The organism is Nitrosospira multiformis (genome assembly GCF_900110185.1).
Taxonomy (GTDB): domain Bacteria; phylum Pseudomonadota; class Gammaproteobacteria; order Burkholderiales; family Nitrosomonadaceae; genus Nitrosospira; species Nitrosospira multiformis_A.
In genome coordinates, this window is the sequence record NZ_FOCT01000004.1 from 87288 (window position 1) to 101546 (window position 14259).

Annotated in this window: 6 protein-coding genes and 2 pseudogenes; 2 read left to right on the top strand and 6 right to left on the bottom strand. The window is 52.3% G+C overall.

From position 1 onward, the window contains the following. Nucleotides 1–327: 327 nt before the first annotated feature. Nucleotides 328–1599 (bottom strand): DUF5677 domain-containing protein, encoded by a 1272-nt coding sequence (locus BMY01_RS06045; protein ID WP_074745310.1) that lies wholly within the window; start codon nucleotides 1597–1599, stop codon nucleotides 328–330. A gap of 464 nt (nucleotides 1600–2063) precedes the next feature. Between BMY01_RS06045 and BMY01_RS06050 the strand changes: the two genes are divergently transcribed. After that, nucleotides 2064–3257 carry a tyrosine-type recombinase/integrase gene (locus BMY01_RS06050; RefSeq protein WP_074745579.1) on the top strand — a complete coding sequence of 398 codons (1194 nt, stop codon included), beginning with the start codon at nucleotides 2064–2066 and terminating at the stop codon, nucleotides 3255–3257. Between the two features lie 254 nt (nucleotides 3258–3511). Here BMY01_RS06050 and BMY01_RS06055 read toward each other — a convergent pair. Further along, nucleotides 3512–3963 (bottom strand): annotated as a pseudogene (locus BMY01_RS06055) (integrase core domain-containing protein); the annotation flags it as partial. Here BMY01_RS06055 and BMY01_RS06060 point away from each other — a divergent pair. After that, nucleotides 3964–4328: pseudogene (locus BMY01_RS06060) on the top strand (integrase core domain-containing protein); the annotation flags it as partial. A 60-nt stretch (nucleotides 4329–4388) separates the two neighbouring features. Here the strand turns inward: BMY01_RS06060 and BMY01_RS06065 are convergent. From BMY01_RS06065 to BMY01_RS06080, 4 genes are all read right to left on the bottom strand, one after another. Continuing rightward, entirely contained in the window at nucleotides 4389–5567 is a 1179-nt protein-coding gene (locus tag BMY01_RS06065; RefSeq protein WP_074745581.1) for a patatin-like phospholipase family protein, read from the bottom strand. Nucleotides 5568–5626: 59 nt separating this feature from the next. After that, nucleotides 5627–10720: a KGGVGR-motif variant AAA ATPase gene (locus BMY01_RS06070; protein WP_074745311.1), complete on the bottom strand. Its 5094-nt coding sequence runs from the start codon at nucleotides 10718–10720 to the stop codon at nucleotides 5627–5629. A gap of 21 nt (nucleotides 10721–10741) precedes the next feature. Beyond that, nucleotides 10742–12466 (bottom strand): DUF4062 domain-containing protein, encoded by a 1725-nt coding sequence (locus tag BMY01_RS06075; RefSeq protein ID WP_074745314.1) that lies wholly within the window; start codon nucleotides 12464–12466, stop codon nucleotides 10742–10744. Nucleotides 12467–12698: 232 nt separating this feature from the next. Beyond that, nucleotides 12699–14234, bottom strand: a complete 1536-nt coding sequence (locus BMY01_RS06080) for a S1 family peptidase (protein ID WP_074745316.1) — start codon at nucleotides 14232–14234, stop codon at nucleotides 12699–12701. Between the last annotated feature and the right edge of the window lie 25 nt (nucleotides 14235–14259).

The following is a 14259-nucleotide window of genomic DNA, read 5'->3' on the forward strand; positions in this document are numbered from 1 at the left end:
TCTCCTCAGGAAACTCTCTAGAAGCGGGAACGGCGGCGGGGTGCGGAATTGGAAGGCAACCAATAAAAGCTGATTCTCCTGCCACAATCTTGATCAGTGCAGAAAACTCAAGCCCAGACACGAGCTTAGCGAGTTATCAACAGAGCTATCCACGAGCTATCCACGCCAATCGGGGAAAACTTCATTTGGCATCAAGTTTCAAAGAAAGCTGCTTTTGCTCACACACTACCACTCGGGAGCGAGGTCTATCAAGCACTCGGTCCTCAGCACCTGTCGGATTTCCACCCACGGTTAACCTAAAGCCTCTAATCGGGACTTAAGCGCAATCTATGAACGCTTGGCTCGACGTTTGGTTTGTTCACGCTGCCGCGTTGTTTCGTCCCTTCTGAGCTTTCGGTCGGCCTTGTGGAAGGCAGTGGGAATGGCGTCACGCATGGCAACGAGGCAGCTCATTTCAACCATCCGATCCAAGTCTTTTGGCCGCCCGATAAGTGCGCCTGTAATCCTGACCATCGGGTAAGCGGTGTTCTGCCCTGGCTCTACAAGTCCGGCGTTACTCCTCCCGGCGATAGGAATATTGGAGCCCATATCGGTAAGCCTGAAGAACATTGCTCGCGCCCCTGCATGTATGTTGAAGTTGGCGAGTTTGTAGTATGTGTTCATACCGGACTGATCGGCAGCCGCTTGGAGCTTTTTAAAATCTGGCCTCTTGTCTTTGAGGTGTTCGGCGGCCCAGCCATATTCGTGGCGGAAGCTCGGACTGTAGCGCTGAATAGCTTCGGCGTAGGCCTCTTCGATGCGCTTGCGCTCTCTCGGCGCTATTGGCTCATAGCCAAGAGGAACCTGCTTTTCATCGTAATCGTCCGCCTGTTTCTTCACCTCAACAATATCGTGATCGATATAGCGACGAGCTAACTCTTCGTCCCCATCCTCAATGATAGTGGCAATGACGCCTATTTCGTGGAGTGTCCGCCAGCGAGCTATCGCGCCGTCGGCAAAACCGTTCTCCATTAGCGTTATGATCTCGTCCGCGACTTGACATGCGCGGACATGAAGCCTGCCAAGGACAAAACGCCTGTGCACGTACTTCTTCGATTTCGACTTGCGATGCCGCCGATGAACGTCTGCGCCTATCTCGCGTATCGATTGCAGCAGCATTCTGAGAAGCGACAGCCCCTCGCCCCATCTCTCTTCCAGTCGAGCCTGAAACTCCTCGCACTCGTAGCGCTGGATAGCTTCATAAACCTCCCAACTCGCTCTCAGTGCGGAAAAGAGCTGTGCACCACCCTTGGCGATCGTCTCCTGGATAACTTCCGGCATTGCCTCGGATATGCGAACGATGAACTTCTGAATCTCTTTCCCATCGTTTTCATCAAAGACAAGCTTCAGATTTCGGTAATCGTTCGGTGTCTCCGTATTCCCGTCGTTCCAATGGAAATCCTCACCATTGGCGTTCAGAATATGATCGACCAAAGCGTCGAAGCCGTCCTGCGGAAGCTCGATCTCTTGCTCTTTGAGTTTTCGCTCCAAGATGGGCTTTAGGGCCACTCTTGGTAGCTTGGCTATCTGCTCGCGCAGCACATTTTGAATCGTTCTCATGCGGGATTCTAGTTCCAATTGTGTTCCGCAGGAACAGCACATCGGTAAGCTGTGGATAGCAAGGCATGGCTATCAGCGGATACTTTAACAGGCTGTCCCCGCCTACATTGAGAGGCAAAGCTGCGGGTCGAGCGCGAAGATGCTGCTTGATCCCGTGCAGTCGGACGGCAAGTTGATTACATGTCCGCTGCAACGCCACGGCGCGCTAATGGCTAGGCGCTGGATGATCATTGAGGAGGCGTTCAACTGGGACACTTAGAACCGCCGAAACCCTTACCCTTTAAGGGAGGTTTGAAGCAAGCAATTTGGCGGAGAGAGAGACCGCCAACCTACCGTTTCATGGTGTCTCAGCAAGTCCTATAAGTACCGGTTCTATTTATGGTTTTTGCAAATCCTTGCCTTGACGTGTTCCAGGTTGTCCCATAGTATCCCAGTCTCAAATGTAGGTAGAAATGGGGGTAGAAATGAGACGCCAAACGTGCAAATTATCAGCAAAAGAAGTATCTAACAAGAAAAAGCCGGGTTACTACTGTGATGGCGCTGGACTCTATCTTCAGGTAAGCGACTCCGGCAGCAAATCCTGGATATTCCGTTATACCTTGAACGGCAAGAACCGGCACATGGGGTTAGGCCCAGTTCATACTGTCTCCCTGGCTGATGCACGCACTGCCGCCGTTCAATGTCGGCAATTACTGCTTCGTAAAATGGATCCGATCTCAGCACGTGATGCTGAGCGTACACAGCAGTCACTTGAAGCAGCAAGATCAATGACTTTTTCCGAGTGTGCTGCTCTCTATATTAAAGCCCATCGCTCCAGCTGGAAGAACACAAAACATGCCGATCAGTGGACAAATACCATCAAGACTTATTGCGGACCTGTCATAGGCCCGTTATCCGTCCAGGATGTCGATACGAAGCTGATTATGAAGGTGCTAGACCCGATCTGGGAGCAGAAACCGGAGACAGCTAGCCGATTACGCGGGCGTATAGAAGCTGTACTTGATTGGGCTACAGTCAGAGGTTATCGAGAAGGAGATAATCCCGCCCGATGGCGAGGATATCTTAGTCATGCGCTACCTTTGCTTAAAAAGAAACTCAGAGTAAAACATCATCCAGCTTTACAGTTCGGGCAGATGGCAGAATTTATGGGGTTGCTTCGAGCAGAGGAAGGCATTGCTGCAAGAGCACTGGAATTCCTCATTCTCACAGCCGCACGAACCAGTGAGGTTATCGGTGCAAAATGGGAAGAGTTGGATCTAAAGGCTGCAATCTGGACTATTCCAGGTACGCGCATGAAAGCGGATGACCTGCATCGAGTACCACTTTCGGGAAGAGCCCTGGAAATTATCTTGAACCTGGAGAAGATCAAGCAAAGCGATTATGTATTTCCAGGCCAGAAGATCGAAAAGCCTCTAAGCAATAACGCCATGCTTAAGGTACTCGAACGTATGGGAAGAACTGATATAACCGTGCATGGTTTTCGCTCATCTTTTCGGGACTGGGCTTCGGAATACACAAATTTCCCAAGAGATGTATGTGAGATGGCGCTTGCTCATACAATAAGCAATAAAGCAGAAGCAGCCTATCGTCGAGGAGATTTGTTCGAGAAGCGGAGGGTATTGATGGAAGAATGGGCAGGGTATTGCGGCTATAAGTAATTGGTCAATTCCGTTATTCACTATTCTATAGCTTCTATTTTTAAGCTATAGAATAAGACAACAACTTAAGTTTCGGCATATTCAAGGGAGTAATTAGCATGAAAGCTTATTCTTACTTATACATCATAAATACAAGATTTTTGAAATTGCTTCTTGGAACGCTGCTATTTCTTCAGATCGGATTTATCAACGGCTACGCCCAAGAGTGGGAGCTTGGAACTTTAAAGCTCATGACGAGTGACCCGCCCCCGAAATCAGTACCGGTCTAAAGTGGAAAATTCCGGCTTCGCAGGCCTGTCGGGCAAGGCGTTTCCCTTGCCCGGTGGGCGAATTCAGCGGGTGTTGCCCACTGCAATGCAGAATGGGGACACATCTCGTTATAGTACTGCCGCCACTCGTCAATCTTGCGCCTGGCGTCCTCCAAAAACAAGAACCAGTGTGCGTTGAGGCACTCCTGCCGGAACCGTCCATTGAAGCTTTCCACCTGGGCGTTGTCGGTGGGCTTGCCTGGACGGCTGAAGTCGAGTTCGATGCTGCGCTCATAGGCCCATTTGTCCATAACCCTGCAGATGAATTCGCTGCCATTGTCGACTTTGATAATGCTGGGCAAGCCACGCCTGGTTGCAATGTGGTTGAGCGTATTCACGACATCCTCTCCTTTCAGGCTCTGGCCCACCTCCATGGCTAAGCTCTCCCGCGTATAGTACTGGAGCAAGCTGCACAGTTTCGTAGGTTGCCTCTGGCAATTCGCACTGACCAGGGGCCGGAATTCAGCAGCAAGGCGCTGGCTCAATGGGCTTATCAGAATGGCGTTCAGCTCAAGTTGATCGAGGCAGGAAAGCCGACACAGAATGCCTATATCGAGAGCTTCAATGGCCGTTTTCGGGATGAGTGCTTGAACGATCCTGGTTTATCAGCCTGGCTGAGGCACGGATTCGGATATCAGCCTGGCGGCGCGACTACAACGAGCATCGACCTCACAGTGCACTAAATTACCTAACCCCGTCAGAATTTGCAGCCAACTGCCGTATGCAAAACGAAATCAACGGCTGCGAAAGAGAAAGTAGCTAATTTTAAAAGAACTTTACTAGAACGCCCTTGGTGCTACTACCGGAGGCACATCAATTGAGCTTAAACAAACCCGGCAAAGTGCTCGGTTTTAATCTTTTTTGCCACTGCCTGTCCAATGGACTGAAGTTCATCGATGTGCTCTACTGAATCCAGTTTCTGAACATTTTCTGGCTTGATGTCTGACAGCCCCAGGTCTTTCAATCCCTCGGAAGTTAAATTCGCGTTATAGCGCAGATAAGTAAACAATTTACTCGATCCGGCTGGCGCGGCAACACCGATCATATCCCCTACCTCCCGGTCCAAGCTATCACCCACCAGGCATTTCCCAAATACCCGGCAGAGGAAATCCTGCTCATTCAGCGCAGCAGCCATCAAGGCAGAAGGAAGCGATGTGGCGTTATAAAGTAGGTTCATTTTGTCGGGATCCAAATCGGTATTGGCATCAGCGCTTGTACCGGTTCCAATCGATACAATGAGCATCTGATCCTCCCCGGTGGCCCAGTTCATTTGGTAGGGCTTGACTGTGGCCATCAGGAATGCCTGGAAAGCAGGATTATTGTATGTGGTGATCCCTCCATCGACGAATATAAAATCCTTTTTTCCCAGTTTCACGACTTCCGGTGGAAAATATACAGGTGCGGCCGTACTTGCTCGTACCAGTTGCCACAACGGCAGATACAGGTTGCAGTTTTCCCGAACCCTTCCGTCAGGACGCGTCGTCTGGTTGTACATCGCAAAGGGATTATTGGAAATAGGCCAGGGAGAGTCAGTGGTGGCATTACGCATTACCATCATCAGAACAGTTTTGAGTTGGTTGCTACCCAGCAGAAGGTCTTTCTCTGTCTGCTGATGTTTGAAGATTTGGCGTAATTTGTTGGCGAGATTTTCGTCCTCATACTTGTAACGCATTCGTTTGAGTAAAGATGCCTTGTCAAACATATCGCTGCCACTTTTGACATAAAAATCCCTGATATCGGAGACCTTCATGCCAACGGAAATGCACGCGGCAATGATCGCGCCTGTGCTGGTACCGGCAACGAAATCAAAATAATGCGAAAGGCTGAAATCGTCCTCGTTCTTTTTGCCAAGTTTCTGACGCAATATACTCTCGATCCCAGCCAAGATTTCGACCGTGATCATTCCACGAATACCGCCCCCATCAAGCGCGAGAATTTTTTTCGGTCCCGATAACTTTATACGATTTCTCACCTGCTCGTTTTGAATAGCAGCATCTTGCATATTGTCTCCTTGCGATTGTTTCTTCTTAACATTCGAGTTATCTGAATCAATAGTATTGTTTATACTTCCGCCGCGGGAATCATCAACTCCAAGCATTGCTGCTCATAGGGAATATTTGGCGAGATCCATTTTCGCCATTCCTCACGGCTCATGTTACGGATGAGTTTTTTACATAGCTCATTAGGCCAGACCTTTGGGCCCGGCCACAAGCGCAGAATTTTGTCTCCACTGCCCGAGACGATGCGACTGCCATCCGGACTGGAGGCCACGCTTTCTACCCCAGCCTCATGGCCGCGCAGAGGCTCGCCGATGGGCTGGCCGGTCTGCGCGTCCCACAGGCGCACAGTCCTGTCCTCGCTGCCCGAGACGATGTGGCTGCCATCCGGGCTGAAGGCCACGCTCGTTACGCTATCCATATGGCCGCGCAAGGGCTCGCTGATGGGTTGGCCGGTCTGCGCGTCCCACAGGCGCAGGGTGCTGTCCCAACTGCCGGAGACGATGTGGCTGCCATCCGGGCTGAAGGCCACGCTTGTTACTATACCCTCATGGCCGCGCAGAGGCCCGCCGATGGGCTGGCCGGTCTGCGCGTCCCACAGGCGCAGAGTCCTGTCCTCGCTGCCCGAGACGATGCGACTGCCATCCGGGCTGAAGGCCACGCTCGTTACGCTATGCATATGGCCGCGCAAGGGCTCGCTGATGGGTTGGCCGGTCTGCGCGTCCCACAGGCGCAGGGTGCTGTCCCAACTGCCGGAGACGATGTGGCTGCCGTCCGGGCTGAAGGCCACGCTTGTTACTATACCCTCATGGCCGCGCAGGGGCCCGCCGATGGACTGGCCGGTCTTGGCGTCCCACAGGCGCAGCGTCCTGTCCTCACTGCCGGAGACGATGCGGCTGCCATCCGGGCTGAGGGCCACGCTTGTTACTATATCCCCATGTCCGCGCAGGGGCCCGCCGATGGGCTGGCCAGTCTTCGCATCCCACAGGCGCAGGGTCTTGTCCTCATTGCCGGAGACAATGTAGCTGCCATCCGGGCTGAAGGCCACGCTTTCTACCCCAGCCTCATGTCCCCGCAGGGGCTCACCGATGGGCTGGCCGGTCTTCGCCTCCCACAGGCGCAGGGTCTTGTCCTCATTGCCGGAGACAATGTAGCTGCCGTCCGGGCTGAAGGCAACGCTTGTTACTATACCCCCATGTGCGCGCAGGGGCCCGCCGATGGGCTGGCCGGTCTTCGCATCCCACAGGCGCACAGTCCTGTCCCTACTGCCCGAGACGATGCGGCTGCCATCGGGGCTGAAGGCCACGCTTTCTACCCAAGCCTCATGTCCGCGCAGGGGCCCGCCGATGGACTGGCCGGTCTTCGCGTCCCACAGGCGCAGAGCCCTGTCCCTACTGCCCGAGACTATGCGGCTGCCATCGGGGCTGAAGGCCACGCTTTCTACCTCAGCCTCATGTCCGCGCAGGGGCTCGCCGATGGGCTGGCCGGTCTTCGCATCCCACAGGCGCAAAGTCCCGTCCAAACTACCGGAGACGATGCGGCTCCCATCCGGGCTGAAGGCCACACTGAATACTGGGCCCCCATGGCCGCGCAGAGGCTCGCCGATGGGCTGGCCGGTCTTGGCGTCCCACAGGCGCAGCGTCCTGTCCTCACTGCCGGAGACGATGCGGCTGCCATCCGGGCTGAAGGCCACGCTTTCTACCTCAGCCTCATGTCCGCGCAGGGGCTCGCCGATGGGCTGGCCGGTCTGCGCGTCCCACAGGCGCACAGTCCTGTCCACACTGCCGGAGACGATGCGGCTGCCGTCCGGACTGAAGGCAACGCTTTCTACCCAAGCCTCATGGCCGCGGAGGAGTCCGCCGATGGGCTGGCCGGTCTTGGCGTCCCACAGGCGCAGGGTACTGTGCACACTGCCGGAGACGATGCGGCTGCCGTCCGGGCTGAAGGCAACGGCTATGATTGGCGCATCTGCAGCCATGATCTTTTTCGTGTCCCGTTTGCTTATCAACATGGTTAGCAGTCCGGATTCTACTTCTTTGATTGGCGTCATGCGCCATGCGGCAACTAATTGCAGGATTGCCCGCTCGTCACCACCTGCCTGCAAACCGTTTGCTATCGCCTGGCTTTCTACAGCAAGCCTAAGACCATTTGTTTGCATTTGTGCCATCTCCGCCTTTATTTGTTGCTCCTTTGCATCAAAAAAGGCATAAATAGCATATATGAGAGCAACCAACACAACGCCAATCGCCGACTGCAGTTGGCGTTTGCGCCTTAACAATCGTTCTGTAGCTCGTGTTTGCTCTGCTGCCAGCGCCTTTGCTGCCTCTTCCCTTTGCTTTGCAGCTATCAGCTCAGTTTCAGCCACCTGCTGCTTAGCCTGTGCAAGTTTTTCTAAAACACGTTGCTTTTCTTCGATTTTTTGGCGCTCCAAGTATGCAATAGAATTAGCATGCAAGCGCGACCGCTCGATAAATTTTCTCTCGATTTCGGTAATCTCACTTTTTCGGATATCAAACCAATGTTCCGCTTCGGTTAGAAGATTTCCCGTAAGTAAGATGTCTCTGTCTTCTTGATTGGTTCTCCACTTAACCACATAGGTGGCAAGTTGGCTGCGCCACATGAAGAAATATGCATCAGGAATTGAATCCCCATTCCCGAAATAATGCATAGGATTGGGGCTGGCGAGGGCGATCCAAATGCCACTGCTTGTAGGCGCTGATTCGCCTTGGGGACGTTTCCGCCAGATATCGATTAGACCCCTCATCGCTAATAAATCGCGGAGTCTCTCAGCATCAGTTGCCACAATTGCCGGTATTGTTTCCGCTTCCGACCACACCTGCGATTGAGCGACTAATTCCAGGCGCTCGTCCAATTTGGTCAGGTTTTTGAAGAGTACCTTTACAGCTGCTCTATCTATTTCGTTAAACGAGGCCAACACATTATCGATGTGCCTTTGGAAAACACCTCGAAGATGACCAAGGGCATCCAAACTTTTGTTTGTCAGCCAACCACGGCGGCGTTCATTCCACAACAAAACAAGGGTGATTTGGATTTGAAAGACCGCATTTTTGGCATCCCCTGCGCTTTCAATTAATCTTTCAGTCAGGCCGTTTTCTAGAAGATGTCCAGCCTCGCGGGCCGGCTGTTCAATCGCCCGACGCAAGGATTCGCCTTCCAGTTTTTCAAGTATGACCCTGTGACAACCTTGCCTTTGCCATGATTGAAGAACCGAATCATATTCTTCGTCATGCAGCACACCCCGCCATACTAGGAGCACCCGCAAGGAGGATGTGGTAAGAGTTAACAGGGATTGAATTTTTTTTAAACGAAGGGCGAAGGATGAAATAGGCGTTTCAGTAAAACTATCGATATTATCGATAATGACTAAAGTTCTCGATTTAGCCGGGTCTTTCCCTGAAATAGCCGTGTCGAAACTCAAAGCTGGCGATGCGAGAAATTCCTCGGTATCGGCATCGAGCTGAATAGATTTTTGACTGGAAGATCCCAACCTTAACCGTGGTAATACTCCGCCATAAATTAGAGATGTTTTTCCTGTCTTTGCAGCGCCTTCTAACAGTACGACTGGGTGCATCTCAAGCGCCGCGATTAAAACCCCGATCTCCTCATCGCGGCCATAAAAAAAGCGAGTGTCATCTTCCAAATAGGCATGTTCGCCGGGATAGGGGCACTGAATGTTTATGTCCATCCCGTTGCCAAGCTTGTTGGCCGCTACTGTACGCTTTGCGAGCAATATAATTTCACGAAGACCATCTTCATGTATTTCTTCCCGAAAATTTATCCCTACGTAATTATCTAGGCCGTACGATTGAAGGGCTGACAACTGGGCGCCCGGCAGAAATATGGGAATAATCTGTTTTTTATCGCTACGTCTAACGAAATTCAGCAGCTTGGCTCGCCAAGGGGAGTCCGATGAATGACCAAAACAAACGAGAACGTGGGCACTGTAATCCAGTGCTCGTTCGATTTCCTCCGACCAAAGAGCTCCCATGTTCAGAGAGGCATCGATAAACACTTTCATTCCCCGCGTTTCAAGCTCCCGAGACAAGAACAACGCCACATCCCTATCGCTCTGTCCATAATCAATAAAGAAATCGAATCCGGAGGTTGCGCGAGAAACGTCTGCATGGAGCAGAGTTATTTCAGGACTTACTTGGCCGCGTAACCGGGCAAGGGCTTCATTGCGAAGCCTGTAGAGCGGGTCGCCAGCATTTGCAAGAAGAACCAAGGCATCGGCCAGTCGTTCAAAAGCTCCACTAACTGCTGACGTCCGGTCCGCATTCACAAAATCATCGCCAACCAGCTGCTCTTCAACGGCAAACTCGGGTAGATATGGCAGGATCAGATTCCGGTAACCGATACCAATTTCGGCCAGTGCAAGGGGTAAGCCTTCTGATCCAAGCTCACGCTCGAATGCTGCCAAGAACTTGTCTCGCATTGGATGATTGTCAGCCACGCGGGCAGGAATAGCTAAAATATCAAGCTTCCGTCCGTATCTGAGGCCCAGTACACTGTCCGACAAAAAATCCCGGGCGACATCCCGGGTCCCTTCCAGATTTTGATAGTTGGGGGCGCACATGAGGACTGCGACATCGGCTAACTGATAAGCACACACCCCCCCCATCTCGGTTACGCCAGTACGACTGTCAACCAGAACAACATCGTAGCCTTGCTCCGATTCTGTCCACTGTCCCCGCAGCCATTGAAAAAAAATATCTCCCTTCCAGTTGTAGAAAAAATCCTGCCAATCAAAGCTACGCACCGCAAGCGCGTAGTCCCGTATCTTTCCTACTGGTTCCCGTTGCCCTGCTGTCAGTAGATCAACACGTCCCCCACGAGAGCTTGCTGCAACAATAGCTGGCGAAATGAAACGGTCAAGCCTTTTGAAAGCCGGATTTTCAAATTCTGCCTCATCCGAAAGGGCACGCCGGTAGTCTTGTAACAGATCCATCAGCCCCAACTCGCCGCGTTTCAAACGGCTGCGTTCATTATCGAAAAAATAGCGTTCGAGTCCTGGCGCTTCCAGATCAAAATCGACGGCTAAAACTCTCATGCCCCGGCGGGCAAGCAAGTGGGCAACGGCAGCCAGCGCCATTGACCGCCCTACACCGCCTTTATAGCTATAAAACGTAATTATCATCGCAGGGGGTATCGTTTACTATTACCCCAATAACTCATCAATTTTGTTTACCAAGTTCGGCTGACTGGAGAATCCGTCCGCTTCGATGATCAGCCGCGGAATCGCTACACGTAGCCAACGGCAAACGCGTTCCTCGTTGTTGAGTGCCAGCTCGCACTGAGGGTCCTGTTCCGCTTTAAATCGGCTTACGATCGATCCAATGTGAAGAAATGAAAATTCGCCGAGTAATCTATGAGTGGACAGATGTGCGGGGTCGCAGGGACTGATTGAAACAATCGCACTTCGGGACGTCGCCAGTAAAATTCTGCTGGCCTCCCGTAGGCGCGGGTGCAGTAAAGCGAGTTCGTCAACCATAAAGAGGCATCCTTTGTCTCGTAAACTCAGGATCACGCGTTTCGAACCCTCCATGTCGTCCAAATACTCATCCAAGCTGTAATGCCGTACGATTATTTCCGCATCATGCAGGAGTTGTCGTTCACGTGAGCCACGCGATGCCTTATTAATGTCATTGACTACATCTTGAATTAACTGCTGAACTGTTCGAAACGAGGAGCCGAAGCACCGCCAGTGAACGCGTGCATTTCCATACATTCCACGCGGCCAGTCGTTGTGAAGAGCACTGGCTGCACTGGCAAGCTGCTTAAATTGCCTCAACCGCTGATCCCTTTCCTCCTCGTCGAAACGCATGATCAGATCAGGCTCAGCTTTGACTAAGCTCTCGGCCTCGTCTAAGGTCGGAGCAATTACGATACATGGAAGTGCAAGTCGCGGTTCATTAGTTACTGTCGCCAGGCTGCGGAACTCATCGCAAATTTGCTTTACCGCTGCTAATGGAAATTGACTCAACTGTCCGGAGTTCATAGAGATGGAGTTTAGAGGTTGCCATTCAGGTGGCAAATGTTGAGGATCAATGTCTAGACAGAGTAAAACCGCGAGGCCTTGCCGCTGGCGCAAAATGTTTATTACCCGGCCAAATCGAGGCGAGCCTTCTAAAGTTGTCATACGCGGCAGTGACGTTGGTGTTACGAGCAAGCAACAAAGCTGTCCTGCCTGCAATCCCTGGTCAAGTTGCCATGCGATATCATTGCCTGGAGAACTTAACTCGGCTATAGAAAAAAAAGTTGGAGCATGTTTAATGATCTGATCACGTATATCATCATCTGAGCCTCGTAGACTTAATATCGTTACGGGCCGCAAGGCGCAATTCCAGTGCTTGCGTGGATCGAATATCGGTTGTCCGGGCGCTTGATCTCGATGAAATCGTGTTCGGGCACTTATAACCTCTTCAGTCAATCGAAGCTGGAGTTCGTTGCTGTTACTGAATTCATAAGATTGCTGTTCTCGCTTACACCGGTCTCTAAAACTCTCTATGCGCTCTGCTGTTTTCTGATGTTTGATAGCATCTATGTGCTCCTCAGAAAATCCACCCTTTTTTAAATAAATCAGACGAGGAATATTTCTGCCTTCTGTTCTACACGCCTCGTATTCGAGCTCAGTTATGGATTTGGCATTTTTATCATGTTCCCCATCCGGAACCCATCCGTAACGCCTACCTATTATGCCGATATATAGATTGCATTGATGAACATCGCTGATGCAGGTCGCTACCGTCTTTTTTTCGCTTGCCCTATAGCTATCCATCACTAAACCATGGCGCCGAAGAACATTGATTGCAACGTCTCTTTCCTCCTTGAGATCTTCTATTGTTGAAGAAAGATAAATCCGAAACTCAGGCAAATTGGTCATAAGTTGCCTTTATAATTAGATGAGTCAAGATGTGTTTTTATAATACAAGCTAAAATTATTTGCTCTGACTCAAATAGCATTTCTTCCTGTGCAACATTTAGCTTTCAGGCCCCCCAATCGAAGTCCAGGAACACGTCCCATCCCTTGCCCAGGAACCATTCCTTGATGGTAACCGCCTGAAGTTCATCTACTCTGGAATGACTCAGGAACAGGTTGGACATGGCGTTTCCAGCTAGACTGCGGAAACCGGCTGGCTCAGGATCGCAATCCGGATCTCGTTCAGCACAATGCCTTCGTTGAGCTTCTTTTCCTCGATGGCGCGGTGGTGCAGCGCGATGGAGTCGAGCTGGCGCGTGAAGACCGGCGATCCGGAATTGCCGCCGATCGTGGGACTGCGATAGCGGATGTAATGCTTTTCGTATTCCGCTAGGCTGTTGTCGTAGAGCGACACGGCTAATTCTTGCCCGCCTGGATGCCCGATGACATAGATGCGCTGCTCAGCAACCTTTGCGGGATCGATCTTGGGCAAATCTGCACAGGGAGCAAGCGTGTAGCAGGTGCCCGGCATGTCGATCGCGAGGATGCTGACATCGAGTGCAAAACGCGGCGAGCTGAAGAGCAGTTCACCCAGCTTGATCTTGGGCCGGCCGGGAAGCCGCGTGAATTCGGCCACAGCTTGCTGGGGCCGCAAGGGAGCCCGATCGGCAGGGTCCTGACTGATGACGTGCGAATTGGTGAGCAGCACGATCCTGCCAGCCCAAACAGGGTTGAGCAGGCCGCCTGCGACCAGGAAGCCAGTTCCTTCCGGTCTACCGGTTGTACCATTGCTGATGCGGGCAATGGCATTACAGCGCTCGTACAGACTGTCGAGCCATTGCAGGTAGACGATATTCTCATCCCCCCACACGGCTTCGAACCCTTCGGTTTTCAGTTCTCCCTTCGGCTGAAGAGGCTGTTCCACAGTGGCTCCCTCTTTCTGCAGTGCGGCAAACTCGAGTGGCGGAAGCAGCACTTGTCCCAGCGGCGTTTTTTCAAGCTGCCAGACTTCCTTCAGTTGTCGTAGCGTGCTGCCCAGCTCGAATGCATCTGCATCTGGATGGTGGAGGTACTTCGAGATACAAACGAGTGCAGCGTCTTTGTTTCCTCGCGCAACGCACGCTTCCATTGCAGTCGCATAATCCCATATGCCGCCCACTCCCTGATCGTCAATGTCGGCGAAGATTTCCCCGGCAATCTTAGCGGGGTCGAGGTCGTAGGCCAGTTGTATGTTATCGCGCTGGGCACGGGCGGCAAGTGCTGCAATATTGATTCCCTGCCAGCGGTAGTCGCCGGTGCGATTCTGCCAATCCAGTGAGTAAGCCGAGATGGCACTACGAAGATCTTCGGGATGGTGCTGATTGATGTACTGCTGCTTGTACGCCCGGCCAATTAGGCCCCGTATTTCCGGGCCCTCGACCGGATCGTTGCCGTGTTTTGCCGAGAGATCTTCGAGCGCCCGCAGGGCCTGCGTGATGCGATTCTGGTCGAGCAGCGCCTGCGCCCATTGTCGGCGGATGACTGGATGTGAATGCCCGGAGGCGATAAATATGCTAGCGACGCGCTCCATGTCGGCAAAACGCCGCTTTCGGCGCATCAAGGCGAGCGTCTTCTTGATCTGGGAAAGCGTAAAGCCTGAAGGGTCGATGCGATCGGTGAGGTCGCGAATGTCGAGGTAACGATATTCGCGCAGCGCCAGGGCGAGTTCAGTTAGAAATTCGGCGGCGTCCATGTTGAGGAGTTTTTTGTGCAGCGCT

What these genes read in the sequence shown, in the direction of transcription:
- BMY01_RS06045 (WP_074745310.1), bottom strand. Translation starts at nt 1,599, where the DNA reads ATGAGAACGATTCAAAATGTGCTGCGCGAGCAGATAGCCAAGCTACCA.
- BMY01_RS06050 (WP_074745579.1), top strand. Translation starts at nt 2,064, where the DNA reads ATGAGACGCCAAACGTGCAAATTATCAGCAAAAGAAGTATCTAACAAG.
- BMY01_RS06065 (WP_074745581.1), bottom strand. Translation starts at nt 5,567, where the DNA reads ATGCAAGATGCTGCTATTCAAAACGAGCAGGTGAGAAATCGTATAAAG.
- BMY01_RS06070 (WP_074745311.1), bottom strand. Translation starts at nt 10,720, where the DNA reads ATGATAATTACGTTTTATAGCTATAAAGGCGGTGTAGGGCGGTCAATG.
- BMY01_RS06075 (WP_074745314.1), bottom strand. Translation starts at nt 12,466, where the DNA reads ATGACCAATTTGCCTGAGTTTCGGATTTATCTTTCTTCAACAATAGAA.
- BMY01_RS06080 (WP_074745316.1), bottom strand. Translation starts at nt 14,234, where the DNA reads ATGGACGCCGCCGAATTTCTAACTGAACTCGCCCTGGCGCTGCGCGAA.